23 protein-coding genes, 1 tRNA gene and 1 riboswitch are annotated in these 25,781 nt (G+C 67.0%); of the genes, 9 read left to right on the forward strand and 15 right to left on the reverse strand.

The window, feature by feature from the left end; all coding sequences use genetic code 11:
• Positions 1-126 precede the first annotated feature (126 nt).
• Complete coding sequence (locus ACVWZ7_RS06985) at positions 127-984, reverse strand: inositol monophosphatase family protein (protein WP_456507404.1); 858 nt, start codon at positions 982-984, stop codon at positions 127-129.
• Between the two features lie 77 nt (positions 985-1,061).
• Between ACVWZ7_RS06985 and ACVWZ7_RS06990 the strand changes: the two genes are divergently transcribed.
• Entirely contained in the window at positions 1,062-1,712 is a 651-nt protein-coding gene (locus tag ACVWZ7_RS06990) for a hypothetical protein (RefSeq protein WP_116766943.1), read from the forward strand.
• Between the two features lie 363 nt (positions 1,713-2,075).
• Here ACVWZ7_RS06990 and ACVWZ7_RS06995 read toward each other — a convergent pair whose 3' ends face one another.
• Positions 2,076-3,101 (reverse strand): hypothetical protein, encoded by a 1,026-nt coding sequence (locus tag ACVWZ7_RS06995; RefSeq protein ID WP_456507405.1) that lies wholly within the window; start codon positions 3,099-3,101, stop codon positions 2,076-2,078.
• Between the two features lie 209 nt (positions 3,102-3,310).
• Between ACVWZ7_RS06995 and ACVWZ7_RS07000 the strand changes: the two genes are divergently transcribed.
• Positions 3,311-3,457, forward strand: a complete 147-nt coding sequence (locus ACVWZ7_RS07000; RefSeq protein WP_456507406.1) for a hypothetical protein — start codon at positions 3,311-3,313, stop codon at positions 3,455-3,457.
• A gap of 107 nt (positions 3,458-3,564) precedes the next feature.
• Here the strand turns inward: ACVWZ7_RS07000 and ACVWZ7_RS07005 are convergent, their stop codons facing one another.
• From ACVWZ7_RS07005 to ACVWZ7_RS07015, 3 genes are read right to left on the reverse strand one after another with little or no spacing between them, the layout of a single operon-like run.
• Positions 3,565-5,088: a putative bifunctional diguanylate cyclase/phosphodiesterase gene (locus tag ACVWZ7_RS07005; RefSeq protein WP_456507407.1), complete on the reverse strand. Its 1,524-nt coding sequence runs from the start codon at positions 5,086-5,088 to the stop codon at positions 3,565-3,567.
• The gene (locus tag ACVWZ7_RS07010; RefSeq protein ID WP_456507408.1) at positions 5,078-5,755 is read right to left on the reverse strand and encodes a DUF7793 family protein; all 678 of its coding nucleotides are present in this window, start codon (positions 5,753-5,755) and stop codon (positions 5,078-5,080) included. The genes ACVWZ7_RS07005 and ACVWZ7_RS07010 overlap by 11 nt, the downstream gene beginning before the upstream one ends.
• Positions 5,752-8,097, reverse strand: a complete 2,346-nt coding sequence (locus ACVWZ7_RS07015) for a glycosyltransferase family 2 protein (RefSeq protein WP_456507409.1) — start codon at positions 8,095-8,097, stop codon at positions 5,752-5,754. The genes ACVWZ7_RS07010 and ACVWZ7_RS07015 overlap by 4 nt, the downstream gene beginning before the upstream one ends.
• A gap of 207 nt (positions 8,098-8,304) precedes the next feature.
• Here ACVWZ7_RS07015 and ACVWZ7_RS07020 point away from each other — a divergent pair, with 207 nt between their 5' ends.
• Entirely contained in the window at positions 8,305-9,909 is a 1,605-nt protein-coding gene (locus ACVWZ7_RS07020) for a chitinase (protein WP_456507410.1), read from the forward strand.
• A gap of 68 nt (positions 9,910-9,977) precedes the next feature.
• Here ACVWZ7_RS07020 and ACVWZ7_RS07025 read toward each other — a convergent pair whose 3' ends face one another.
• Positions 9,978-10,805 carry a hypothetical protein gene (locus tag ACVWZ7_RS07025; RefSeq protein ID WP_456507411.1) on the reverse strand — a complete coding sequence of 276 codons (828 nt, stop codon included), beginning with the start codon at positions 10,803-10,805 and terminating at the stop codon, positions 9,978-9,980.
• Between the two features lie 83 nt (positions 10,806-10,888).
• On the opposite strand from ACVWZ7_RS07025, the gene ACVWZ7_RS07030 reads away from it, so the two are divergent.
• The 3 genes from ACVWZ7_RS07030 to ACVWZ7_RS07040 all read left to right on the forward strand — a co-directional run bounded on the left by ACVWZ7_RS07030 (position 10,889) and on the right by ACVWZ7_RS07040 (position 11,900).
• Positions 10,889-10,961: transfer RNA gene (locus ACVWZ7_RS07030), tRNA-Arg, on the forward strand.
• A gap of 1 nt (position 10,962) precedes the next feature.
• Positions 10,963-11,493 carry a DUF6314 family protein gene (locus tag ACVWZ7_RS07035; RefSeq protein WP_456507412.1) on the forward strand — a complete coding sequence of 177 codons (531 nt, stop codon included), beginning with the start codon at positions 10,963-10,965 and terminating at the stop codon, positions 11,491-11,493.
• Entirely contained in the window at positions 11,490-11,900 is a 411-nt protein-coding gene (locus ACVWZ7_RS07040) for an NUDIX hydrolase (protein ID WP_344363594.1), read from the forward strand. Before ACVWZ7_RS07035 ends, ACVWZ7_RS07040 begins: the two co-directional genes overlap by 4 nt.
• Before the next feature lie 81 nt (positions 11,901-11,981).
• Here ACVWZ7_RS07040 and ACVWZ7_RS07045 read toward each other — a convergent pair whose 3' ends face one another.
• From ACVWZ7_RS07045 to ACVWZ7_RS07075, 7 genes are all read right to left on the reverse strand, one after another.
• On the reverse strand, positions 11,982-13,241 hold the full coding sequence (locus ACVWZ7_RS07045; protein WP_456507413.1) for an MFS transporter: 1,260 nt from the start codon (positions 13,239-13,241) through the stop codon (positions 11,982-11,984).
• A 58-nt stretch (positions 13,242-13,299) separates the two neighbouring features.
• The gene (crcB, locus tag ACVWZ7_RS07050; RefSeq protein WP_456509081.1) at positions 13,300-13,668 is read right to left on the reverse strand and encodes a fluoride efflux transporter CrcB; all 369 of its coding nucleotides are present in this window, start codon (positions 13,666-13,668) and stop codon (positions 13,300-13,302) included.
• Positions 13,669-13,673: 5 nt separating this feature from the next.
• On the reverse strand, positions 13,674-14,246 hold the full coding sequence (locus tag ACVWZ7_RS07055) for a fluoride efflux transporter FluC (protein WP_456507414.1): 573 nt from the start codon (positions 14,244-14,246) through the stop codon (positions 13,674-13,676).
• The gene (locus tag ACVWZ7_RS07060; protein ID WP_116766953.1) at positions 14,246-14,797 is read right to left on the reverse strand and encodes a universal stress protein; all 552 of its coding nucleotides are present in this window, start codon (positions 14,795-14,797) and stop codon (positions 14,246-14,248) included. The genes ACVWZ7_RS07055 and ACVWZ7_RS07060 overlap by 1 nt, the downstream gene beginning before the upstream one ends.
• A complete protein-coding gene (locus ACVWZ7_RS07065) occupies positions 14,790-15,128 on the reverse strand; it encodes a hypothetical protein (RefSeq protein ID WP_456507415.1) in 339 nt (112 codons plus the stop codon). Before ACVWZ7_RS07065 ends, ACVWZ7_RS07060 begins: the two co-directional genes overlap by 8 nt.
• 21 nt (positions 15,129-15,149) lie before the next feature.
• A riboswitch (Fluoride riboswitch) is annotated at positions 15,150-15,239 on the reverse strand.
• A 96-nt stretch (positions 15,240-15,335) separates the two neighbouring features.
• Positions 15,336-17,249: an ABC transporter ATP-binding protein gene (locus tag ACVWZ7_RS07070; protein WP_344363580.1), complete on the reverse strand. Its 1,914-nt coding sequence runs from the start codon at positions 17,247-17,249 to the stop codon at positions 15,336-15,338.
• Positions 17,246-18,913, reverse strand: a complete 1,668-nt coding sequence (locus ACVWZ7_RS07075; protein WP_456507416.1) for an ABC-F family ATP-binding cassette domain-containing protein — start codon at positions 18,911-18,913, stop codon at positions 17,246-17,248. The genes ACVWZ7_RS07070 and ACVWZ7_RS07075 overlap by 4 nt, the downstream gene beginning before the upstream one ends.
• Before the next feature lie 281 nt (positions 18,914-19,194).
• On the opposite strand from ACVWZ7_RS07075, the gene ACVWZ7_RS07080 reads away from it, so the two are divergent.
• Genes ACVWZ7_RS07080 through ACVWZ7_RS07090 form a run of 3 tightly spaced genes read left to right on the forward strand, consistent with a single transcriptional unit; the run spans position 19,195 to position 21,456 of the window.
• A complete protein-coding gene (locus ACVWZ7_RS07080) occupies positions 19,195-19,941 on the forward strand; it encodes a hypothetical protein (protein WP_116766957.1) in 747 nt (248 codons plus the stop codon).
• Positions 19,938-20,669, forward strand: coding sequence for a hypothetical protein (locus ACVWZ7_RS07085; protein WP_344363574.1), 732 nt, complete (start codon positions 19,938-19,940; stop codon positions 20,667-20,669). Before ACVWZ7_RS07080 ends, ACVWZ7_RS07085 begins: the two co-directional genes overlap by 4 nt.
• Before the next feature lie 28 nt (positions 20,670-20,697).
• Positions 20,698-21,456 (forward strand): hypothetical protein, encoded by a 759-nt coding sequence (locus tag ACVWZ7_RS07090; RefSeq protein ID WP_456507417.1) that lies wholly within the window; start codon positions 20,698-20,700, stop codon positions 21,454-21,456.
• Between the two features lie 252 nt (positions 21,457-21,708).
• Here the strand turns inward: ACVWZ7_RS07090 and ACVWZ7_RS07095 are convergent, their stop codons facing one another.
• The gene (locus tag ACVWZ7_RS07095; protein WP_456507418.1) at positions 21,709-24,744 is read right to left on the reverse strand and encodes an alpha-mannosidase; all 3,036 of its coding nucleotides are present in this window, start codon (positions 24,742-24,744) and stop codon (positions 21,709-21,711) included.
• A gap of 117 nt (positions 24,745-24,861) precedes the next feature.
• On the reverse strand, positions 24,862-25,734 hold the full coding sequence (fdhD, locus tag ACVWZ7_RS07100) for a formate dehydrogenase accessory sulfurtransferase FdhD (protein WP_091251418.1): 873 nt from the start codon (positions 25,732-25,734) through the stop codon (positions 24,862-24,864).
• Between the last annotated feature and the right edge of the window lie 47 nt (positions 25,735-25,781).

A 25,781-nucleotide genomic window follows, 5' to 3' on the forward strand; every position in this document is an offset into this window, starting at 1 on the left:
TCCCCCATGTCCGGAAGTATAGGCCGCGTCCCTGGCCCTCCGATAGACCCGGAAACGGAGGAGGGGACCCCCTAGCCCGCGGACCCCCGGGCTCCGGGCTCCGGGGCCCGGGGACCGGGCGGGAAGCTAGCCGACGCTACCGGAGACGAGTGCGGCACGCAGCTGCCGGACCGCCGTCGTGCCTCCCGCGATGAACCAGTCCAGGCCGTTGACTCGCACGACGTCGGTCGCGCCGCCGGCCGCCTCGACGATCGCCTTGCCCGGCAGCCAGTCCCACTCGGGGCAACTGTGCTGGAACCAGCAGCCGAGCTCGCCGTCGGCCACCCGGCCAAGGTCACAGGAGCCGGATCCGAACATGCGAAGGGCCGCTGCCGACGTCGCTGCCGCATGCCAGGGCATGGCACACATCGGATCGGCGAGCCACGTCGGGTGGATGTACGTTGCGGCGCCGAGCTCCGAGACCGGTGTGGCCGACCTTCCCTTGCCTCCGGACGCGCCGGGGAGGAAAGTGAGGAGCTTCTCGCCGTTGAGCGTTGCCGCCCGGGACGTCCCGCCAAGCCAGAGCTTGTCCTCCTCCGGCTGGAAGATGGCGCCGAGCCCGGCACCGGACGGGTCCTTCAAAGCGATGGCCGAGCACCAGTACGTGGATCCATGCAGGAAGTTGTACGTCCCGTCGACGGGGTCGATGACCCAGGTCCGGCCGCTGCTGCCCGCCACGGAGGCGCCCTCCTCGCCCAGGATGCCGTCCTCGGGCCGGCAGCGCCGCAGCTGCTCCAGCACATAGGATTCGGCGGCGTGGTCTGCGGCCGTGACAACGTCGGAGACAGACGTCTTCTGCCTGCCCTCGAGCCCTGCCTGCCGCATCAAGAGCGCGAGCGTGCCGGCCTCGCGGACCAGGGCCTCGGCCAGTTGGTAGTCATCCAGCGACGGGTCAAGATCTGCGGTGCTGTGCCGGCCAAGCCGGTGTTTTCCTAGTTCGGTCACGCGTTCCAGAGTATCGGCGCCCGCTGGCAGTGAACAGCCGGCGCGGGAGGCCGAGCCGGACGGGCGATAATGGAGCCATGGCCAAGACACCCGCGCAGCGGATCAAGAAGCACGGCGCCAATGCGGCGGTCCCCCAACACCACCTTCCGCCGGTGATCAATCCGACCACCGACCGGACCCCGCAGAAGGCACAGAACAACACCCACCTGATTGTGATCGCCGGGGTCGTGGCCAGCCTGTTCCTGTTCTGGTACCTGCATCTGCTCACCCTCAACCAGCTCACGCAACTGTCGGGCGGCCAGGCGATGCCGGATTCGATGGTGGGCGGTTTCGACCAGGGGTTCGTGGAGCAGCTGCGAGCGGCCATGGACTCCGACGCCCGCGGCCAGCTCAGCTATGTCCACAAGACAGCCGGCATGCTCTTCCCGCTGATCTTCGGATTCACCTGGCTGCTCCTGATCGGAACCAACGTGGCCAAAAAATCCCTGCGCTGGGCGCTGTGGGCATTGCCGCTGCTCTTTGCCGTGGTCAGGCTGTGGGGCAACATCGTGATCGATGCAATGATGTCCGCCGGGACTCTCGACGCCGGTCAGGTGGCCCTGGCCTCCGGGCTCACCGTGGCCGGCTGGGCACTTCTGGCGCTGAGCCTCGTGGCCGGCGGCGTGGCCGTATTCCTCGGACGCAAAGCCACTGCAGCTTCCCCCACCACGGGACATGTCCAGCCTTAGTCCCTGTCCCTGGACTTGTCCCTCGAACCCGGCTTCACCCGTAGAACATGTCCAGCCTGGGTCCCCGGCGCTGGACTTGTTCTTCGTACCCTGATTCGACCACGGGACATGTCCAGTCCTGACTCCCGCCATTGGACTTGTCCTTGGCACACTGACTCAACCACGGGACATGTCCAGCTATGACCACGAGCAGCGGGCCCAGTGGTCCTATGCCCACTCCTCGGTCCCTGCACGGGGCATGTCCCGCGAAGCAGCACGAGACCCACGACGGGACATGTCCCCCTTTGGCCGCGGCCGCCGGACATGTTGGCGTTATGTCCAGTCCTCGCCGACAACGAGGGGCATGTCCACTTCGGTGGGAAGTCAGGGCACGTTCGTGAGGAATTCTCGGGCCTGTTCTGCGCGTTGCGGTGCGCCGGCCTTCTCGAAGTGATCTGCGGCTTCCAGCAGGTGTGTCCGTGCCTCGGGAACGTTGCCCATGGCAGCATAGGATCGGCCAAGCAACAGTGAGGCCTCGCCCAGAATTTGCGGCGACGTCTTTTCCGCAACCGTGCTGATCTCGGTCAGGATTTCGATGGCAGACTGCGGGTCGCCCGCCAGGAAATTCCAGTGACCGCGATTTAGCTTCAACAGAATATGGTCCTCGTCGGAGCCGCCAATGACGTCTGTGGCCAGTTCCGCCCGTTCAATGCAGCGGAGTGTGTCCGCGTCGGCGACCTCGGCGGCCAGGCGCATAGCCGCCGATGCCTTGTTGAACTTTGCCCAAACATCAAGATTTCGCGCCGGCGAAAATGTCTCCGCCGCAAGTTCGTGATACTCGAGCCCTTCGATCACTTTGTTGCAGAGAAAAGCAACATTGCCGATGACCCAGTACGCCTTGCCGACCAACTGGTCGTCGACCTCGTTGGATATGTCGTCGGCCAAAAGCAGACTCTCATTCCAGGCTTCCTCCAACCTTCCGCTTTCGGCGAGGGCCGCGATGAGGGCCTGCCGGGCCTTGACGTTATTCTCCACATCGCCAGCACCCGAGGACAAAAGCGCGGCTATTCGCGCGGCGTCGGCCGCCTGCCCCAGCATCCCGGCGCCCTGCCTGGCTTTTGCGAGCAGGATATTTGCTTTGCCACGGGCATCTTCAGCCGGGGCTCCAGGAGCGCCATCCACCAACTCGGCTGCAATCACGGCGCACGCCTCGAAATCGCCGGCGTCGAGCAGATTCTCGGCCTGAAAGAGCCGCATGCCCCAGGCTGCCGCCAAGTCACCATCGTTCCGCGCGATTTCCGAGGCCACCTGCGCACTGCTAGCCGCACGGCCGAAGTCATGGCTGGTTCGATATTCCCGTGCCTGCAGCTCTGCAGCGGCGTAGGAGGGTGAAACAGAGTTTCGTTGCATGCCTCAATTATCCGTTGCCGCGAGAGCGGAATCGAACCAGCCACGCAAGAAGGACCTGCGCAGGCTTCACGCAAGATTCACCCAGGAGCGCGGATATCACACTCCAGCGCAATTCTTTATAAATCGTTACCTTGTGGCGTGTCGATTTCCCCATATACTAAACCTGCACCACATGAGTCACATCAGCCTCTTACGTATCAGGAGTTCAAATGAAGAAAATCCTCGCAACGCTCCTCGTCGCTGGCGCGCTGGCCGGCGCCGGTCTGTCCGCCTCAGCAGCAGTGTCTGCCTCAAGCGGTTCGAGCCAGGGCTCTGTTGTAGCGGTCGGCTGGTGGCCGAACTCCACTCAGAAGTAACGGAGACTGTAGTGACAGGCGGCGGGTGCCGGAAGAAATTCCGGCACCCGCCGTCGCTGTTTAAGCTCAAGGATCAACCAGCATGACCTGAAAGCGGGCCCAAACGCCTACGTCCGCCGGCTCATCAACGCCGCAATATCCGCAGCCGGCGCGGGCCGGCCAAAGTAGTAGCCTTGGCCGCTGCCGCAACCCATCTCGCGCAGGATCTCGGCCTGTTCCGCCGTCTCTATGCCCTCGGCCAGGGCTTTGAGGCCGCAGGCGTGAATGAGATGCAGCACCGCGGCCACAAAGTCCCGCTGTTGCTCGTCAGTGCCCAGGCCGCTGATCAGGCTCCGGTCGATCTTGACGACGTTGACGGGCAGCTTGCGCAGGTAACTGATGGAGGAATAGCCGGTTCCGAAGTCATCGATCTCAAGCTGCACGCCGAGTCGCCGGAGGCCGTTGAGCGAATACTGGTCCACATCCCCGCCGTTGACGGCCATGGACTCGGTCAGCTCCACGATCAGGTTTGACGCATCCACCCCGGTCTCCCGCAGGATGTCCCGGACATGTTCGATCAGTTCGAGGTTCTGCAGTTCGGTGGTGGAAATGTTGACGCGGACGTTGAAGGTGCTGTCCACCTGCTGTTCCTGCTGCCATTGCCGCAATTGACGCACGGAATTACGCAGCACCCAGTGGCCCAGGTCCACGATCATGCCGGTTTCCTCTGCCAGCGGAATGAAGCTGTCCGGCATGAGCAGGCCGCGTTCGGGGTGGTTCCACCGGACCAGCGCCTCCACGCCTTCGATCCTGCCGGTGGCGAGGTCCACCACCGGCTGGTAGTGCAGGGTCAGCTGGTCTTCCCTGATCGCTTCGCGCATTTCCGTAATCATGACGCTCTGCAGCCGGCGCGCGTACAGCAGGGCCGGTTCGAACACTTTGATGCTGCTGTGCGGCTGGGCCTTGGCGGCGTACATGGCCGTGTCGGCTTCCATCACAAGGTCATCAACGGACTGTCCGGGCTCCGCGATCCGCAGGCCGATGCTCGTTCCGCACGTAATTCTCAGGTCCCCGACGTCGAGGCTCTCGTTGAGCGCGGCGAGGATCCTGTTCGCCACCCGGCGGGCGCGGACCAGATTGGACTTGGGCAGCATGACCGCGAATTCATCGCCCCCGAGGCGGGCCACGGTGTCAGTTTCGCGGACGGCGCCCTCCAGCCGCCGCGCGATCACCCGCAGGACGTCGTCGCCGGCGCTGTGCCCCAGGGTGTCGTTAATGCCCTTGAACGAATCGAGATCAAGAATCAGGAGCGCCGGCGGCATCTCGCCCCGCGAGGACTCGGCCAGGGCATGGCTCAGAACCGCGTTGAGTGCTGTGCGGTTGGCAAGTTGCGTGAGGGGGTCGGTCAAGGCCATGCGTTCGAGTTCGACCTGGGCGTCACGCAGCATCGCCGTGCGGCTTTCGACGCGCTCCTCCAGCTCCTGATAAATGGTCTGCAGGTCATCAGCCATCAGGTTAATGCCGGCAATGACGGCGGCGACGTCGTCCCGGGCCCCTGAGTGCGGGATCCTGGTGCTCAGATCGCCGCCGGCGATGCGCACAATGCCCTCCACGAGAGCATGCAGCCTGGGGTCCTGCGCTTCACTCGTCACGGACGTACTGCCTTAGCCATTCGACGGCCGCGGATTCGGAGCTGAAGAACTGTGCCGGAATCGTTTCGCTCCTGGACCGCAGGAGGTAGTGGGCAATGACCCGGTCCACCGGGCTCTCGCCCACCAGGGCGAACGCCGTCGCCGCGATGGATCCCGTGTAGACCTGCCGGGCCTCGACGCTGACACCAACGACGCCGGTAATCACCAGGAGCACCGGCATCCGCCGGCCCGCGGCGAGGGCACGGACGGCGTCACCGGCAATACGCGCTTCGGGCCCCTCGATTTCCTGGTTGGGGGGCAGCAGGACCTCGATGATGGCGCCGTCGATCATCCGTACGCCTATGGCGCGGGCCGCGTCCCCGGCCAGGTCCCGGGCGGCACCGGCGTCCGCGGAAGGCCCGTCCGACGTCGGCACTTCCGACGCCGGGGGTGCCGCAAGCGTCGCGGCCGTCGCCATCGCGGCGGCCGCCGTAAGGGCCGCTGCTGTCTCCAGTGTGGCAGGCGTCTCCGGCATCGCGGCCGCTTCGCTGTCCGCGGCAGGCGAGCCGGCCGTCACCGCCACCTCCGAAGGCACCGCCGCTTCGGCCGTCACCGCCGCACCCTGGGCGGCGCCGGTTTCATCGTCCGGGAGCCGCTCGCCGTGGCCGGCCAGGGCCTCGAGCGTCATCGGATCGCAATTCGACGGCGGCGGTCCGCGGAACCCCGGAGGTCCCGGTTCAGCCGGCGGTCGCCGTGATAGAGAATCGTTTCCCAGTCGACTTCCTCGGCTGTTTTGGCAATCACGGGGCTCTCCTTCACCTTCTTGGGGCGGGGACTGACATAAAGCCAGTTAACCATCCCGAGGAAAACATCCACGGCGGAATTGAAGACGCCGATGTAGGCGCGGATGGCGCCTGCGGCCAGGACGGCGTTCAGGGAGGCGAATGCCACGTTGCCCCAGTTGCCCACTTGGGCGTCCCGCCACACGGTCAACAGCGAGAACGCCACAATCGCGTACGGCGTCAGGACGTAGATGGCCGGGGCCGCGGTGCGGTCCTTGACCTTCGGGGTGCGGGCAAATGGAATCTTGTCGCCGGTGACGGCCTGCTGCAGCGATTTCAGCACGCCCGCCAGGTTCACCGGCAGCAGGACGAGGTTGAAGCCGTAAATCCGGAAGATGTCACTGAACCGGTGGCCGCAGTCGCGCAGGTCGCTGCCCATGGCCAGGAAGTAGGGCAGGGCCGCGAGGAACACGATCGGACTCAGCAGCCGGCTGTCATACGGGTATGCCAGGAGGAACACCAGGCCGAAGCTCGCCCAGGCGATGGAGGCCATGTAGTTCACCCGGAGCAGCACCTCCCGGAACAGGATCTTGCGGCGGTCGGACCGGTGCTGGAGGAGCTGGGCCCACAGTTTGGGCAGGATCAGCAAGCCGCCGTTGGCCCAGCGGCGGCGCTGGACCACGAGGGAGCCGAAGTCGGGAGGGGTGGCGCTGTAACTGAGCCGTTCCGGGTAGTTCACCAGGGTCCAGCCGTGCTGGCCGAGGTCGATGCTGGATTCGGTGTCTTCGATGACGGTGCGGTCCTGGATGTAGGTCCGGATTTCGAAGGCCCCGTTGGTTTCCACCTCCACGATGTCCTCGAGGGCGCGCTTGCGGATGACGGCGTTCGCGCCCACCCAGAACGTCGCACCGTAATAGCTCATGCCCTGGTGCAGGATGTGCTGGAGGTCGGTGGTGGCTCCCGCAACCCGCTCGATGCGGGTGGGGGCGCCGCGGAAGGAGGAATAGGGCGTCTGCGTCACAGCCACGCGCTCGTTGCCGGCCGATTCCAGGAAGTAGACCAGGCGGAGGCAGTAGTCGCGCAGAAGCAGGGAGTCGGCGTCGAGCGTCAACACGTAGGTGGTGTCACGGACTGCCATGACCTGGCCCTGCTCGTCAGGGGCGACGTCGGCGGCCACCTTCCGGAGCACCACGCCGTCGGCGGTGGTCTCCTTGTTCCAGGTGTGGCCCATGAGCGAAATGTAGGCGTTGAGGTTCATGGCCTTGTTGGCTTCATGCGAAAGGCTCGCGTACTTCTTGCGTTCGAATGTCTCGGTGGAGACGTTGAAGATCCAGGTCAGCCGGAGGTACAGCTCTTCGATCCGGGACAGCGGCAGCGATGCCTGCTGCACTGACGCGGCGTTCAGGCCCAGGAGCACGAGCCTCAGTTCGCGGGCCAGGCCCATGAGGACGAGGTCGACAAAGAACTCGTCGACGTGGTCCTCAACTTTTTCGGCCGACGCCATCGCTTCAAGCCATTCGGCGGCTGCCTCGTATTCGGAGACCAGCAACTCCAGTTCGCGCCCCTCGGGGCCCGCGGGCGTCTTTTGCCGACGTCGGTATTCGGCCAGGGCGGTGTTGACGCGGGCGGCCGGGGCGCTGAGTGCGGCGGAGATCTCCCCAGTCAACGCGCGGGTTGTGTCCAGCCGGGCGCGATCGCCGGGGTCCGCGGGGTGCGGCGGGTCATCGAGGAGCAGCACCACTTTGAGATCCGGGAACTCCTGCAGGGCGGCGGACCACAGCGTGGCGCGCACCACCTGGGGTTCTTCGGCATAGGAGGGCACCAGCACCGTGATGCCCTCGGAGTATTCGGCAAAGTGGCGGTCCAGTTCGCCGCGGGGCACCCTGGAATGATCGCGGAAACGATATAGGGCCCCTTGCCGGGCCAGAAGATACATGAGGGCCGAAAACGTCAGGAATGTTACGACGACAAGATAGGAAGTCGTCTCAAACTGAAACCTGAAGCCGGCATTCGGGTTGTCCGCGAGCTCTTTCAGAATGGTGGAAATGAGGTAGGTAACCCAGGCAGCCAACGTGGTCAGAATTCCTAGCCGGCCCAAGATTATTTTGCGCCTGGACGGCCTCGGATGAACAATTGAGAGCGGCTCGGAACGCCGCTCAGCCCCCCATTGACGGCGCCGGACCGCACCCTTTTGTTCGGAAGTCACGCTTTCCGCTTCTACGCGCGGCAAGACAAGCTGATCTGGCATTAGTCCCCATAAGACTGCAAAGTCGGCATATTGGCGCGCGCCTACGGCAAAACCCGCACGCCGCACCGGAATGTTCCGGTGAGTGCCCTTATGATAATGCAAGGTCAGACGCTTGCCGGACATCAGACACTCCGGCAAATGCGCGCGCTGATACCGGCGGCCGGCGCATGCCCGGCTGCTCCATGCAAGACACACAAGGGGGGCCCTGTGTCCGAACGATTCCCAGGCCGCAAGCTGTCGCTGGTCCGGCTGGGCGTACTCATCACCGCCGTAGCGGCAGTCGCCGCCGGCGGCGTCGCCGCGTGGGGCAATTTCCAGGATGTCCGGGCGGCCGAGAGCATCCCGTCCGTCTTTTCGGGATATGTCGACGTCACGGCAACGCCGCGGTATGCCTTCGAGGCCCCGGCGTCCAAGGAAGCCGAAAAAGTCGTACTGTCCTTCGTGGTCGCTGATCCCAAGGATCCGTGCACGCCATCGTGGGGCGCCGCCTACTCCCTCGCCGAGGCAGCGAACTCGCTGGACCTGGACCGGCGCGTGGCACGGCTTCAGCAACTCGGCGGGAGCGTGGCCGTTTCCTTCGGTGGGCTGACCAACCAGGAACTCGCCGTCGCCTGCACCGATTCCGCGAAGCTGACGTCGGCCTACCGGAGCGTCGTCGACCGCTACAACGTCAGCAGCATCGATCTGGACGTCGAAGGCCAGGCCCTGTCCGACCCCGCGGCCCTTGAACGGCGTGCGACGGCCATCGCGGCGCTCCAGCACGACCGCCAGCGCGACGGCAAGGGACTCAGCGTGTGGCTGACGCTGCCGGCGGATCCCAACGGCCTCACAACCGCGGGCAGCGACGCCGTGAAACACATGATCACCGCAGGCGTCGACCTCGCCGGGGTCAACGCGATGACCATGGACTACGGCGGGAGCAAGCTGCCGGGTCGTTCGATGTACGAGAACGCGGTGTCCGCCGCGGAAGCCACCCACCGCCAGCTGACGGGCCTGTACCGGGCAGCCGGCAGTGAACTCGGCAGCGAAACGGTATGGCGGAAGGTCGGCCTGACGCCGATGATCGGCCAGAACGACGTCGCCGGCGAAATCTTCACGCTCAACGACGCGCAGGATCTCAGCGCCTACGCAAGTGCAAAGGGCATCGGCCGCCTGTCGATGTGGTCCCTGAACCGAGACCGTACCTGCAGCCAGAACTTCCCCGACGTCACGAAGGTCTCCGATGGCTGCAGCGGGGTGGACCAGGGCGGCTCATCGTTCGCCACGATCCTCGGCGCCGGGGTGATGGCGAGCCCGTCGGCCGCGCCGGCCAGCGCCGCTCAGCCGACGCCGGTCCCTGCCGTCAGCGATAACCCCTCCACCAGCCCGTACCCCGTGTGGTCTGAGAACGCCGCGTACAACGCGGGCGAGCGGATCGTGTGGCATTCCAACGTGTACGAGGCCAAGTGGTGGACGCGCGCCGACACCCCGGACGATCCCGTACTCCAGGGCACAGCGACCCCGTGGCGCATCATCGGTCCGGTCCTGGCTGGAGACAAGCCCACGCCCCAGCTCACGGCGCCGGCCGGCACGGCACCGGCGTGGCAGCCCAGCACGGTCTACCGCAAGGGCGACCGGGTGCTCTTCGAGGGCAGGGTCTTTGAGGCAAAGTGGTGGACCCAGACCGACAGCCCCGAAGCTTCGCTGCAGGGATCACCAGACTCGCCGTGGTCCAAACTGCGCGATGAAGAACTGCTGAAAATCATGGCCGCCAAGTCGGCGACGCCCGCTTCTCCGGCTCCGAGCACGACGGCGTCCGCTCCGGCGCCCTAGAAGGTCCGGTTCAGCGGGTCCGGGCCCGGCCCGCGTCAGCGTCAAGCGTCAGCGTCAAGCGTCAAGCGTCAGCGGGTCCGGGCCCGGGCCCGGGCGCGCTTGCGGAGCGTGCGCTCATGCTGGACCCGCTGGGCGATGACGAGGCCGGCCGCCGCGACGCCCACCGTAATGGGGTAGCCCATGAGCCGCTCCAGCGTGCCAGGTTCCGGCACATGCATGCCCGTCACGCCGCCGGCAACGAGCGCCGCAAGGGACACTGCGCCGCAACCCAGGATGAGCCACCCCAGCGGGGTCTGCCTGAGCCACAGCCAGCCGATCACCAGGAGGGCCAGGGCGCCGGCCGCGAAGTACATGAGGGCACCGGCCACGTGCCAGGGGGATCCGGTGTTTTCGGGTACGAACCCCACAATGACGGTGCCCACGCCGGCGGTGCCGGTCAACAGCCGTGCCGCAGCCGCGGCGGCCACGCCCGCGCTCCAGCGCGCCGGGTTCTGCGCTCGGCCTGTATTCCCACGCGCCTGGGCCGGCCGGCCGGCGCCCCGCGTGAGCGGAACACCGGGCCGCGCGGCAAGGCACAGGAGTGCCGAACCGAGCAGGAGCGCGCCGACAATCATGCCAAGACCCTGGACCACAAAGGACGCGTTCATCAGCACGTGCGCCGGCGAGCAGACGTCCCGGCCGGAAAAGTCCCCGCAGGCCGAGGCGCCGAGGTCGCTGATGTAGCCGGTGCGGCGGCTGTAGGGGTCCGCTCCGGCCCAGGCGCCGATCACGGCAGACTCCGCCACGAAATACTGCAGCACGCTCAGCTTCGCCAGGGCTCCGACGTAGAACCGGGTGGCGGCCACATCCGGGTAGTAGATGGCTCCGGCGGAAAGTTCGGTGGTTCCTGCGGTCATGCCACGAGCGTAGTACCCCCGCTCACCTTGTATGCTTGTATCCGTGTCCGACTGGGCCGGCCAGTGGCCGGCCGCGGATGCCCGCCCTCGTAGCTCAGTGGATAGAGCACGGCTCTCCTAAAGCCGGTGTCGTTGGTTCGATTCCAATCGAGGGCACTTGAACTTTCCTGCCCCGGAAGAAACCCCGGATTCGGCTCCGGACTTTGACCTCCGCGCCTACCTGCGCGGCTCTTGGTCCGTCGACCGCGCGCTGCTGGACCGCAAGACCGGAACCCGCGGTACCTTCACCGGCGTCGTCCGTTTTACCGACGACGACGGCGGCCTGCACTGGCGCGAAGAAGGCACCGTCCGCTGGGCCTCCTTTGACGGCACGCCGTTCACCGCGCCGGCGAGCCGGGAATATCTGCTGCGGCCGGCGGACACGCCGGCTGTCCTGGACGTGTATTTCCCGGACGGCCGTCCCTTTCACCGCATGGGCTTTGCGGGGCAGGCCAACCGGGACGTGCACTGGTGCGACCCCGACACGTACCGCGTGACCTACACCGTGGCCGGGCCCGACGAATGCGGCTACCGCTGGGACGTCACCGGGCCGGCCAAGGACCAGCTGCTGGAGTCGGTCCTGCGCCGGCTGGACGCCGCAGTGGACACGAAACTCGATCCAGCGCCGAACGCTAGGCTTTCAGAGTGAACCCCCGCATCGTCGTCTCCGCCGTCTGCGTCTTCGATGACGCCGGACGCCTCCTGACCGTCCGGAAAAGGGGCACGGACAAGTTCATGCACCCCGGCGGCAAACCCGAGGCCGGCGAAAGCGCCGCGGAGGCGGCGGTGCGCGAGCTCCGGGAAGAAGTCGGGATTGTCCTGGCCGCTGACCGGCTGGACCTGCTGGGCTGCTGGCTCGCGGACGCCGCCAACGAGGCGGCCACGCAGATCGAGGCCACCGTCTTCACAGCTCCGGGCGTGTGGAGCGCCCGGCCGTCGGCGGAAATTGCCGAGATCCGCTGGCTGGATCTGGCAGGCGAACTGCCCGGCGACCTCGCCCCGCTGCTGACGGACCATGTGCTGCCGGCACTGTCGGCCAAACCGTCCGCGGGATAGGCCCGCCAGCGCCTGAGGGCCCGGGATCATCACACGTGATTCGTCACGATCCACGGCCCCCTTCGCCGTGTTCGGGTTGGCTCAGCTCTTACCGGGTTCGGCCGGTTCGCTCGCCTTGGCGGCTTTGCTGCCCAACAGGGGGATGAAGGCGATGAGCGCGACAACTTGGGTACCGATGGTGAAGGTGATGAGTCCGGTGTACGACGCCGTGTAGAGGGCGCCGATGATGGTTGACCCGGCGAGCCAGGCGAGGCCGTAGATGGCGGTGAAGATGCCGTATCCGGTCCCGCGTCGCGCAGTCGGGACCAGATCCGCGACCGCGGCCCGGAGGGTGGATTCGTGGATTCCCAAGGCCGCTCCCCAGACCACGGCCCCGACCCAGACGAGGGCCGGGGTGGCCGTGAAGGACAGGAAGGGGACGGCAGCGGTAAGCGGTAGGGCGATGAGCAGCCCGCGCAGCCCGATCCGGTCATAGAGCGCCCCGGAGGCCAGTGCGGCCAGCGCCGCTGCGCCCATGGAGACGGCGTAGGTGACCGGTATCAGCGCCGAGGGCAAAACTTTTTGGACTTCGAGGTGGTACGAAATGACACCGAAGGTGGAGAACCCGAACATTGATATGGCCGTGAAGGCGCTGTACCACCAGAAGCGGGCTGGCAACGGGACACGTTCCGGTGCCGGGCCGGTGGCCGCCACGGGTTCGTTGATGGCATGGGTGTCATATCGTCCTGGCTCCGGGGCGGCCCGGCGGAGCAGCAGCACGGCGATGAGAGCGAGCGCGCCGGGGACGGCCAGAACGCCGAATCCCAGCTGGTAGCCGGAGACGGCGATCATCAGTCCGACGAGCAACGGGCCCAGCAGGGCGCCGGACTGGTCGAGGGCTTCGTGGATACCGAAGGCTTTTCCCCGGCCCATGTCCGCCCCGGCGTGGGAGAGCATGGTGTCCCTTGCGGGCGTGCGGACGGCTTTGCCGAACCGCTCCATGATGACCAGCGCAGCTGCCTGCCACAGGGAGCTGGCGAGAGCAAGGAGCGGGACGGCGATCACGGTCAGGGCGTAGCCGGCGATAGTCAGCGGCCAGTACTTGCGGGTCTTGTCGGCCAGGGGGCCGGTGCCAAGCCGCAGGACCGTGGCCACGGCTTCCCCGAATCCGGTGATGAAGCCGACCATGACCGCACTGGCGCCGAGGGTGGCCAGGAACGGGCCGGTGATGGATCGGGCGCCTTCGTAGACGACGTCGGCGAGCATGCTCACCACGCCGAACGTCAGCACGAACCCCATGGGTCCGAGCCTGTTCGGCCCGGTCTTCCCGGCCCGGGCTGCCTCGAGGGGCTGATGGCTCATGTCCGGCAACGGTGCTCCTCGCGGTGGTTCCCGGCTACGGTCGGGCTGGTGTCCGGCCTCATAACAGGCTGGCCACGGCCAGACCGGCTGCCGCGGCACCAACCGCGGCGGAGGCGGTGCCAATGCCGTTCAGAAGGGCCAGGCCGGTGCGGCCGGCCTGGATGAGCCTGACGGTCTCGAAGCTGGCCGTGCTGAAGGTGGTGTAGCCGCCCAGGAATCCGGTGCCGGCTATGGCCTGCAGCTCGGGCGGTGCCGCGTGGACGATCACGGCGCCGGCGACCAGCCCCAGGAGGAAGGAGCCGGTTACGTTGATGGCGATGGTGCCAACAGGCAGGGCTGTCCGGAGTCTGGATCTAACCAGCCCGTCCACCACGAAGCGGGTCCCGGCGCCGAGTCCGCCGGCGAGTCCGAGCAAGACAATGGTCAGGGCGTTCACCGGTTCCTCCCGGGCTTGTTGGGCTGTTGCCGGCCGGTGTGCAGGTCCGTGTCCCGGTGCCGGGCGGCCTTCCTGCGATGGTGTTCGACGGCGGCACGGATCCCGGCCGCTGTTGCCGCGGCGCCGCCGATCAGCGTCGCTGTCACGTAGAGCACAGCATCGGCGGTGCGTCCTGCGCCAAGCAGGGCATTCGTTTCCAGGGCCAGGGTGCTGTAGGTGGTGAACGCGCCCATGAAACCGGTACCGGCAAGCAGCCGGATGATCCGCAGCTTCCCGGCGTCCGGACCGCGGCGGACCAGGGCCTCCAAAAGGCCGCCGAGCAGGAACGCGCCGGTCAGGTTGATGATCAGGGTGGGCAGCGGCCAGCCGGACGGGGACGGCAGGACGCTGCTGAGCCCGAAACGGGCCAAGGCTCCCAACACACCCCCGGCGATGACCACCAGCACGAACCCCGGGTGCAGGTGCACAGGGCGGTGGGCGCGTGCCGCACCCAGCGTCCCCGCGTCTGCGGCGTCGGTCCTTCCGGAAGAGCCGGCTGCTGCCGCGGCCTCGGGGGCGGGCGGTTCCATCAGCGGCCTTCCTTCGGATGGTGCCGGGGCTGGGGAGCAAGCGGGACCACCAGCACGGGCCGGTGTTGACGGTGGGTGAGATGGACAGCCACGGAACCGACCAGCAACTCCTCGAACCGGGCCCCAAAGCCGCGTTCGCGGGTGCCCACGACGATGATGGACGCGTCCCTGGCCTCGGCGAGCCGCCCCAGGGCCCGTGCCGGTTCCCCGGCGAGGGTCAGGAAGGACCACCGGATCCCGGTCCCGCCCAGGGCCTCCCGGAGGTGTTCGGCGATGCCAGCGCTGATGCCTTCGATGTCGTCGTCGACGCCGTCCGGATCAATCGGCCGGGCTTCGACCCGCCCGTCGGGTTCTTCGGCGAGGTAGGTGGTGACATCCACGTAGGCGCAGATCAGCTCGACGTTCAGGCTGAAGGCCAGTTCCGCGGCCCGGTGCGCGACCGCGAGGGGCTGGCCCGGCACCACACCCATCAGCACCGGTCCTGTGATCTTCCGTGGGACGTAGGCGACGGGTCCGGTGGCGGCCCGGGTCTCGTTGTCGGGCTCATTCATGGGCGCTCCTGATACATGGGGTCGGCTCGTTGGGATCGTTGAGGTAGGTCCCGGTCGGACCGTACGGCAGGGACGGGTCCTCGTCGGTGATTTCCAGAAGCCGATTGTATTTGGCCACACGTTCACGGCGGGCCGGCGCCCCGGATTTCAGCTGCACGAAGCCTCCCCCGACGGCGGCAGCGAGGGCATCGAAGGTTTCGCTCCCGGTGGCCGCCCGATTCGGTCTGATCAGCACGGCGGTCGCCGACGCGGTCCGGATGCCCTCCCGGGCCCGACCGTTCGGGACGCCCTGGCCGTGACGCAGCAGGACGAGGTTGCGGGGTGCGGGCAAGGCTCACCTACCTTCGGATCAGCAAAGGTAGGAACCATTAGCCAGGCGGCGGTTCGAACAGCCGCACCTGACGTGCCTGCTGTTCCGGCGGGATCCATCACCGTGAACAGAGACTACAGGCCCGGCGGCGACGGCCGCCACCATTTCGCGGCGGTGACTTCCTCGCCGGGACACTTGGTGTCGGGATCCGTCACCGCTAACCCCGGCTTAGTATCCGGGCACAGCCTCCTGGGCAACCGCGCTGGCCTCGGCAAACTGGGTCCGGTACAGCTCGGCGTAGCGGCCCTCGGCGGCGAGGAGCTCGCTGTGGGTACCGCGCTCCACGATCGAACCGTTCTCCACCACGAGGATCGCGTCTGCTGCGCGGATCGTGGAGAGCCGGTGGGCGATCACGACGGCGGTGCGGCCCTCCAGGGCGGCGCCCAACGCCTCCTGCACGGCGGCCTCGTTGGTGGAGTCCAGCGCGGCGGTGGCCTCGTCGAGGATGACCACCCGCGGCTGGGCGATGAGCAGGCGGGCAATGGTCAGGCGTTGCCGTTCGCCGCCGGAGAGCCGGTAGCCGCGCTCCCCCACCACCGTGTTCAGGCCATCGGGCAGGGACCGGATCATGTCTTCGAGCCTGGCCCGCCGCAGCACATCCCACATTTGCTCATCAGTGGCATCGGGGCGGGCCAGGCGCAGGTTGGAGGCGATGCTTTCGTGGAACAAGTGGCCGTCCTGCGTCACCATGCCGAGGGTCTCGCGCATGGAATCGAAAGTGAGGTCGCGGACGTCCACCCCGGCGCCGGGCTCGGTTCCGCCGAAGCGCACGGCGCCGGAATCGACGTCGTAAAGGCGCGACAGCAGCTGCGCGATCGTGGACTTCCCGGCGCCCGAAGAGCCGACGAGGGCGACCGTCTGGCCGGGCTCCACCCGGAAGCTGATGCCGTGCAGTACTTCCTCGCCGCCGCGGGTGTCCAGGGTCAGCACGTCCTCCAGCGAGGCTAGCGAGACCTTGTCTGCCGAGGGGTAGGCGAAGCGGACATTGTCGAACTCCACCGAGAGCGGACCGGGCGGGGACGCCACGGCGTCCGGCTTCTGCTCGATCAGCGGCTTCAGGTCCAGGATCTCGAAGACCCGCTCGAAGCTGACCAGGGCGCTCATGATTTCGACCCGGGCGCTGGAGAGTGCGGTGAGCGGCGCGTAAAGGCGCGTGAGCAGCAAGGCCAGCACGACGACGTCGCCCGCGGCCAGTTGCCCCTGCAACGCCAGGAAGCCGCCCAGGCCGTAGACCAGGGCAAGGGCCAGTGCCGAGACGAGCGTCAGCGCCGTGACGAAGGTGAACTGCAGCATGGCGGTGCGGACGCCGATGTCCCGGACGCGGCCGGCCCGGAGGGCGAACTCGCGGGACTCCTCGTCGGGGCGGCCGAAGAGCTTGACCAAGGTGGCACCGGGCGCGGAGAAGCGCTCGGTCATTTGGGTACCCATGGCGGCGTTGTGTTCGGCGGCCTCGCGCCGCAGATCGGCAAGTTTTGACCCCATCCGGCGGGCCGGGATCAGGAAGATCGGCAGCAGGATCATGGCGAGCACGGTGACGAGCCACGACTTGTTGAGCATCACCGCGAGGGTCAGCGCGAGCGCCACGACGTTGCTGACCACACCGGACAGGGTACCGGCGAAGGCCGACTGCGCTCCGATGACGTCATTGTTCAGCCGGCTCACGAGGGCGCCGGTCCGGGTCCTGGTGAAGAAGGCGATCGGCATCTTCTGGACGTGGTCGAAGACCTTGGTGCGCAGGTCCACGATGACGCCTTCACCGATTGTGGAGGACATCCAGCGGGTTACGAGGCCGATTCCGGCCTCGGCTACCGCCACGATGGCGATGAGGACCGCGAGCCAGATCACCGTTCCGGCATCCGCGTGGGCAATGATCTCGTCGACCACCTGCCCGGCGAGGACCGGGGTGGCGACCGCCAGGAAGGCCATCACGATGGACAGCAGCACGAAGGCGATCAGTTTGCCGCGGTGCGGGCGGGCAAAACTGAAGACACGCTTCAGCGTCTCCTTCGAGAACGGCTTGGACCCGCTCGAGGCGCGGGTGATGTTGTAAAGGGAGCTCCAGGCGACCCGGTCCATGCTCATGTGATGTTGCCTTTCGGGGCATCGGCGTGTAACTCGGTGACGACGCCGTTTTCGACGTTCCAGCGCACGTCAAGACGGACGTTTTCCAGCAGCCGGCGGTCGTGGGTGACGAGCAGCAACGCGCCCTCGTAACCGTCCAGTGCTTCTTCAAGCTGTTCAATGGCGGGCAGATCGAGGTGGTTGGTGGGTTCGTCCAGCACCAGCAGGTTTACCCCCCGGGCCTGCAGCAGCGCCAGCGCGGCCCGGGTCCGTTCCCCCGGGGAGAGGGAATCGACGGGCCGGTTGGTGTGATCGGCCTTCAGGCCGAACTTCGCCAGCAGGGTGCGTACTTCCGCAGGGGTCTGCTCGGTCAGGACGGCTTCGACGGCGTCCCCCAGCAACAGATCGCCGGCCAGCAGGCCGCGGGCCTGGTCGATCTCCCCGACGGCCACGGACGCACCCATGGAGGCGTCACCGGAGTCGGGCTGCTGGATTCCCAGCAGGAGCCGGAGCAGGGTGGATTTGCCTGCACCGTTGGGACCGGTGATTCCGATCCGCTCCCCCGCATTCAGTTGCAGGTTTACCGGCCCCAGGGTGAAATCACCCTGCCGCACGACGGCGTCGCGGAGGGTGGCCACCACGGCACTGGACCGGGGGGCGGCGCCGATGCTGAACTGCAGCTGCCATTCCTTGCGCGGCTCCTCGACTTCTTCGAGACGGGCAATGCGGGATTCCATCTGCCGGACCTTCTGCCCCTGCTTTTCCGAGGACTCGGTGCTGGCCGCCCGGCGGATCTTGTCATTGTCCGGGTTCTTCTTCATTGCGTTCCGGACGCCCTGGGAGCTCCATTCGCGCTGCGTGCGCGCCCGGGAGACGAGGTCAGCCTTGGTGTTGGCGAACTCTTCGTAGCGTTCGCGGGCATGGCGGCGCGCCACGGCGCGTTCCTCGAGATACGACTCGTACCCGCCGTCGTACACCGCGACCGAATTCTGGGCCAGGTCCAGTTCCACCACCGTGGACACGCAGCGGGACAGGAACTCGCGGTCATGCGAGACCAGGACCACGCCGCCGCGCAGGCCCTGCACGAAGGACTCCAGTTTGGCCAGCCCGTTGAGGTCGAGGTCGTTGGTGGGCTCGTCGAGGAGCACAATGTCGAAGCGGCTGAGCAGCAGGGCTGCCAGGGCAACGCGCGCGGCCTGGCCTCCGGAGAGCCCCGTCATCCCGGCGTCCGGCCCCACTTCCAGGCCCAGGTCTGCCAGCACGGCCGGGATCCGGTCCTCGAGGTCGGCGGCGCCGGAGGCCATCCAGCGGTCGAATGCCAGGGAGTATGCGTCGTCGGCGCCGGGGGCGCCCGAGCCCAGGGCCTCGGCGGTGGACTCCATGGCCGAGGTCGCCTCGGCGCAGCCGGTGCGCCGGGCGATGTAGCCGGCCACCGTTTCGCCGGCAATCCGCTCGTGTTCCTGCGGCAGCCAGCCCACAAAGGCGTCCGCGGGGGCCAGGCTCACGGTGCCTTCCTGCGGTTCGTCGACCCCGGCCAGCAGGCGCAGCAAGGTGGACTTGCCGGCGCCGTTGGCACCGACGACGCCGACGACGTCACCGGGAGCTACTGTCAGGGAGAGCTTTGAGAAGAGTGTGCGGTGATCGTGACCACCGGAAAGGTCCTTGGCAACAAGGGTTGCAGTCATTAGTTCATCCTCTCACCCCGGCCCGGGACGGGCTGCCCCGACGGGCAGAAACCGGTCGTCCCGGCCGACCGAAAACGGGCCGGGCATAGAAGAACCCGCCGGTCCGGACTTGGGGGGTGTACGGACCAGCGGGTTCGACCATTTAGCATAGTTGAATCACGACCTTACTCAAAATCCCAGACCCCGAAGCCACTACGCGGTCCTCCGGCACCGCAGCTCCACCGCAGACCGAAAGCAATACTGCCAACTGCACTGACAACCGACCCTGCAGGAAACCCTAGATGCCCCTACCCGCAAAGGCGTTCCAACTCTGGCTTCATCAGGTTGCCCCGTCAGCGAGCACTGCCGATATCTGCAGGATCTCCGGGATCAAGCGCACCACGCTTGCCCAGCAACTGGTGCGCGGGAAAGTTGCCGAAACCACGCTGGTCAGCATCAGCCGGGCCCTGAATCTGAACCCGCTGGCGGCGCTGGCCACCTTTGAGCACTATGCGGAGCTGGCCACCTCGCCGCAACCGCCGACCCCCGCCGAGCTCGTCAGCCAGGTGGCGACAATGGACCTGTTGCGCGCCGTCATTTCCCGGTCGTCCCCGGCGTACGGCGGCTACGGCGACAGCGGCAGTTCACTGACGCCCGGGCTGGGGCCGGCCCCGCACGCCACCTCCGTCCGAAATTGGGTGGACGCGATCGACGACGGCGAGTTGCGTCACCGTGTTTCGGCCGCCACGGGAGTCGCCCCGCAAAACTATTCGGCCCAGCTCACCGCCAACAGACTGTCTCCCGAACTGGCGGTCGCGACATCCCGCGCGGCGGGCGTAGGCTTCACAGGCGGCCTTGTCGCCACCGGCTTGATCACCGAGGAGGAAGCCGGCTGGCCGCCCGGGGCGAAGCAGTCGGCGTTGGATGCCCTCTCCGACGGAGAACTTGCGTCATTGGCCGGCGAGCGGCTTCAAGCGCTCGGAAAATCGCTGCGACGCCAGGAACAGGAACAAGCACAAACAGAGAAGATTTGGGAGAACCTCGGATGATCGGGATCCTGCAGTGGACCACGCTCGCGGTGTGCGGCGTCGTCACGCTCGCCCGCATTCCAAGCGCCCTCCGGGGCCAGAACCGGTCCCTGTTCTCCATTTTTGCCCTCATGACCCTGGCGATCCTGCTCAGCATCGATGCCCCGTATCTGGCGGTGGACCGGGCCCTGGGCGGCATGAACATCGCCAACCTGGTGCTCCGCTTTGTCATCTTCGCCGCCATCTTCTTCCTTGGACTCCGGGTGGCGCGGGGGTTCAGCGCCAACGACGCCTTGCGGCTCATCACGGGCCCGGTCGGAATCTCCGTGGCCGCCGCGGCATCGCTCGTCGTCATTGCGGTCTTCCTCATGATGGATACAGCGGGATCCTCAGCCGGGCTGGTCGGGGTGGCTGCCAAGGACCACCGCAACGCCGCCTTGGTGGAGTACTACGGAGCCGCCGGACGTCTCTATCCGGCGTTCATCACCGCAGCCCTGTTCCCCGCCATGGTGCGGACCTTCCGCAGCAGGCTCCCCGTCCTGGTGCGGTCCAGCGCGGCGTTGCTGGCGCTCGGTACCGTGGCGATTTCCCTGAGCCTGCTGTCCCCGGTTATTCCGCCGTCCCTCGGATTCTTGCGGTTTGTCTTCAACTACACCGCCATCCTGTGCCTGGTCCTGGGGCTGTGCCTGGTCTGGATTGCGAAGACTCTTGCGGTGCGGGCGCCGAAGAAGCAAGCTAACTTCACCTGAATGTCCAGGGGCTGAACAGGCGAACGATGTGGACGAACCCGGGATGATGGCGACCCTCCAGTGGGGCACCCTGGTCATATGCACCGTGGTGCTCCTCCTCCGCGTGCCGGATGCGATCCAGGGCCGGAACAGGACAGTGTTCGGAATCTTGCTGATTGCGACGCTTTGCAGCCTGCTCTCAGTTGCCGGGCCCTACGAGGCGATCGACGGGGTTCTGGGCGGCTGGAACCTCACCCACCTCATCCTGCGTTTCCTCGTGTTCGCGGCAGTGCTGCTGGTGGGCTTGCGGATGGCCAGGGGGCTCGCGGACGCACGGGGCTACCGCCTCATTGCCGGTCCGGCCGGACGCTGGGCACTGGCTGCGAGCGCCGTCGCCGTGGCGGCTACCTTCTTCCTCATGGATACCCGCGGGTCCTCGGCCGGCCTGCTGGACATAACGGACCACGGTGGACGTAACGCCGTCCTGGCCCCGTTCTACGCCGCGGCCGGGCGCACCTATCCGGGCTTTGTCTCCCTCGCCCTCCTGCCGGCGCTGCTGGCCGCCACCCGCAGCCAACTGCCGCGGCTGGTGCGTGCCGCGGCTTTCCTGACCTGCGTCGGGGCCCTTGCCACCGCCGTCAGCGTCCCTGCCTCGTTCGCCCCGGAAACCTGGACCCTCGCGCAGCAAACGGTCAACTATTTGGCCGTTGTGGGCTATGTCCTGGGGCTGGGCCTGTTCTGGTTCTCCGGGGTCGCTGCACAGGGGCCTGGTAACGCTCGTGCAACATTCCGCAAGAACAAAGGGTAGGGCATTCACAAAATCATTAGACCGTGAAAGAATCATGAATGTGTGAAAGCGACATTCGCTTTGTGTACGGAACTTAGCCGTGCGAAGCAGAGGCAGTCGTCCAAGCGCCATTGGGGGGATGAGTGGTAGCGGTCCAAATGGACCGCTCCCACTCAGCCTGTTTAACGGTGCTTTAGCCGGAACCCCGGTGGTTTCCGTTACCCGGCAGGCAGCACCAAAGCGTCTCTTTGCCCCGCCTTCGGCGCACAAACCTCAGCGCACAAACCTCAGCGTGACCAGCTGGAACGGGCGCAGCGTGAGCTCGGCCGAATCAAGGGCAGCCGTCACGCCGGGCGCATCGACGGGCCGCTCCAGCAGGTCCACGGCGCGCGCTCCTGTCACCGGGAAGTTCGCCGTCAAAAGGCCCGTGGACCGCTCCCCCAGCGATTCGTACAGCCGAACGATCACGTCGCCGGAGCCGTCCTCGGCGAGCTTGACGGCCTCGATGACGAGCGCTTCGTTGGACACGGTGAAGAGCGGTTGAACCCCGTGGGCTCCCCTGGCAAGCCGCGGTGCCAGGTTGGTGCGGTAGCCCTCTTCGACGGCGTCGGCGATGCTGGCACCCGGCCGGATCGTGACCTGGAGCTCGTGCCTGCCCTGGTCCGCGCCGGGATCCGGAAACTTCGGTGCCCGCAGGAGCGAGACCCGCACTGTGGTGGTGGTCCCGCCGTCGTCCTCCCGGATGTTGCGGGTGACGTCGTGGCCGTAGCTGGACGCGTTGGAAATGGCCACCCCGTAGCCGGGCTCCGCAACGTGGATCCAGCGGTGGGCGCAGATCTCGAACTTCGCCGCCTCCCAGGACGTGTTGAGGTGCGTGGGCCGGAACACGTGCCCGAACTGCGTCTCCGCCGCAGAGCGGTCCGCCCGGACGTCCAAGGCAAAGCCGAGCTTGAGCAGCTTTTCGCTTTCCTGCCAGTCCACGACGGTGGAGATCGCGAGGGAGTCGGCACCGGCCGCGAGCGCAATCCGCTGGGTCACAGCCGAGGAGCCGGCCATCCGTTCCACCACGACGACGGCGTTCAGGCCTTCCGGGCCGGGGCCGCGCTCCAGCGTGACCGATCGCGCCTCCACCAGCCGGACGACGTTCCTGCGGTAGAAGGCGTCGATGTCCCACGCGTCCCATTCATTCGGTGTATCCCGGTGCAGCTCCAGGAGGTTGCCGGACTCCCCGGGAGCAATCGCCTCCCGCCCGGTGGCATAGTCCATCAGCGAGGCGAGCAGTCCGTTGGCGTCCACCACGGCCCGGATGAGGCCGTTGTCCAGGATGTAGCCGCCGTTCGTTTCCGTGACGGCCACCGGTTGCCCGGACGGAACCGGCTCGGCAGCGGCCAGGGCCGGCACTCCCTGGCGCTCGTGCGGGGCGGCATTGAGGAGGAATTCCCGGTTGCCGGTGCCAAGCGCCGCACCCGCGGCCTCGGTGATGATGGCTTCAAGACCGCGTTCGACGGCGGCGTAGTTGCGTTCGGCGTCCTGGTGGACCCACGCGATGGAACTGCCGGGCAGGATGTCGTGAAACTGCTGCAGCAGGACCAGCCGCCACAGCCGCTTGAGCTCCGCGGCCGGGTAGCTGTGCCCCGCACGCACTGCCGCGGTGGCACTCCAGAGTTCGGCCTCCCGGAGCAGGTGCTCGCTGCGCCTGTTCCCCCGTTTCGTCTTGGCCTGGCTGGTGTAGGTGCCGCGGTGGAGTTCCAGGTACATCTCGCCCACCCAGACCGGCAGGGGCTCATACTCGGCCTGGGCATGCGTGAAGAAGCTGGCTGCCGAGCCGATCCGCACCTTGGGGGATCCTTCCAGGTCCGCCGTGCGCTGCGCCGCGGCCAGCATTTCGCGCGTGGGTCCCCCGCCGCCGTCGCCGTAGCCGAACGGAACCAGTGAGGTGGTTCCGCGTCCGTGGTCCCGGTAGTTGCGCTCCGCGTGTGCCAGGTCCCTGGCGCTGAGATCGGAGTTGTAGCTGTCCACCGGCGGGAAATGCGTAAACACCCGGGTGCCGTCGATGCCCTCCCAGTTGAACGTGTGATGCGGCATCCTGTTGACCTGGTTCCACGAGATCTTCTGGGTCAGGAACCAGCGGCTGCCTGCGGCCTTGATGATCTGCGGCAGCGCCGCGGAGTACCCGAACGTGTCCGGGAGCCACGCTTCCTGGCAGTCCACGCCGAACTCGGCCAGGAAGAAGTTCTTGCCCTCGAGGAACTGCCGTGCCATGGCCTCCCCGCCGGGCATATTGGAGTCAGACTCGACCCACATCCCGCCGACGGGAACGAACTGGCCGGCCCGGACTTTGTCCACGATGCGGCCGAAAAGCTCCGGATAGTACTCCTTCATCCATGCAAGCTGCTGGGCTGAGGAGCAGGAGAAGATGAAACCTGGGTCCTCGTCCATCAGCGCGACGACGTTGGAAAACGTCCGGGCGCACTTGCGGATGGTCTCCCGCACGGGCCACAGCCAGGCCGAGTCGATATGGGCGTGCCCCGTGGCCACGAGCTGGTGCGCGGAGGCGTAGGCCGGCCGGGACAGGACGCCGGCGAGCGCGGCCCGGCCGGCCTCCGCGGTACCGGCCACGTCCTCAGGGTCCATGATGTCCAGCATGCGTTCGAGTGCCCGCAGGATCTCGTGGCGGCGGGGCAGCTCGGTCGGGAGCTCGTGCATGAGTCCGCTCAGCGTGAGGATGTCCTGTTGCAGCTCCCAGACCGTCCGGTTGAGCTCGGCGATGGCGATCCTGCCGAGTCGGTATTTCGGCTCGCTGCCGGACGTCGCCTTGTCGCCGTAGGGCGTGGCGGCGAAGGTCCAGTTCTGGGACAGGTCCGGGTTGGCCGCGGCTTCGACGTAGAAGTCAACGGCCATGCCGCCGCCCAGGAGCTTGAGCGGGATGTACTGGTTGCGCGGGGAAATCGCCTTGATGATGGTCCCGTCGGACCGCCAGGCGATGCCTTCGCACTGGAAGCCCGGGAGGTCGCCGCCGAACCCCAGGTCCACGAGGATTTCCACCGACGTGCCGTCCGCCGTTCCCCAGGATTCCGGCACCTCGCCCTGCAGCCGGAGCCACTTGGTGCTCCACGGCCGGCCCCAGGCCGCGCCGTGTTCCTGCGGCGTGAACTCGTGCCGCAGGGCCTCCAGCGCCGGCACGGGCTCGTCCGGTGCGTCCCAGCTGCTCAGCCTCAGGGGCAGGGTGCGGGGGTAGACCGCGGGAGCGATGCGGTCACGCAGAAAGCGGTCCAGCCGGACTTCCGTAAGACGGCGGTCGTCGTGCAATGTGATCCTCTTCAGCGCGGGCGGGTCAGCGCTGGCGGGCCCGTTTGACTCCAGTCAATGGATAAAACTTACGTCGCGGGGAACCTTTTGGCCAAGTGCCGCCGTCAGCCGGTCACGCTAGCCGGCTGCGGGTGCCGGCACCGCCACCCTGTGCTGGCCGGCGTAGATGTTCAGGCTGGTCTGGCGGCTAAACCCGGCCAGCGTCATCCCGCTGGCCTCGGCCAGCTCGACGGCCAGGCTGGAGGGTGCGCTGACGGCTGCGAGGACCGGGATTCCGGCGAGGGATGCCTTCTGGACGAGCTCGAATGAGGCCCTGCCGGAGACCTGCAGCACGGTCCCCCGGAGCGGCAGCAGGCCCTCTCGGAGCGCCCAGCCGACCACCTTGTCCACCGCGTTGTGCCGTCCGACATCTTCCCGGAGGCACAGCAGGTCCGCCGAGCCGTCGTCGGAAATCCTGAAGAGTCCGGCGGCATGCACCCCGCCGGTCACGTCAAAGACGTCCTGGGCGGACCGTAGGGCCTGCGGGAGGGCCGCCAGCGTCTCCACGGGAATGGTCAGCGGGTCCTCGGCCGGGCTGTAGTGGGAGGACTTGCGCACGGCGTCGATCGAGTCGGTCCCGCAGATGCCGCAGGAACTGGACGTGAAGACATTGCGCCCCGTCTCGGGCCGGACGACGTCGGGCCGGAGCTGGGCCTCCACAACGTTGAAGGTCTGGACACCGTCGGCGTTTTCGCCCGCGCAGAACCTGAGCGAGACCAGCTGCTCGGGGGTCCAGATGACCCCCTCCGAGACCAGGAACCCTGCGACGAGGTCGAAATCGTTGCCCGGCGTCCGCATGGTGACGGAGAAGGACATGCTTCCGATCCGGATCTCCAGCGGTTCCTCGACGGCGAGGACGTCTTCCCGGTGGCGGACGGGGAATTCGAGGGCCTGCGGGGAACCGTCGAGGACAATCTTGTGCACCTTGCGGCGCTGTGTCACGCGGCCCATCCGATACTCCTAAGCAACATGGTGTGTGATTTTTTGGACGTTACGTT

This window comes from Arthrobacter sp. TE12232 (assembly GCF_054062615.1).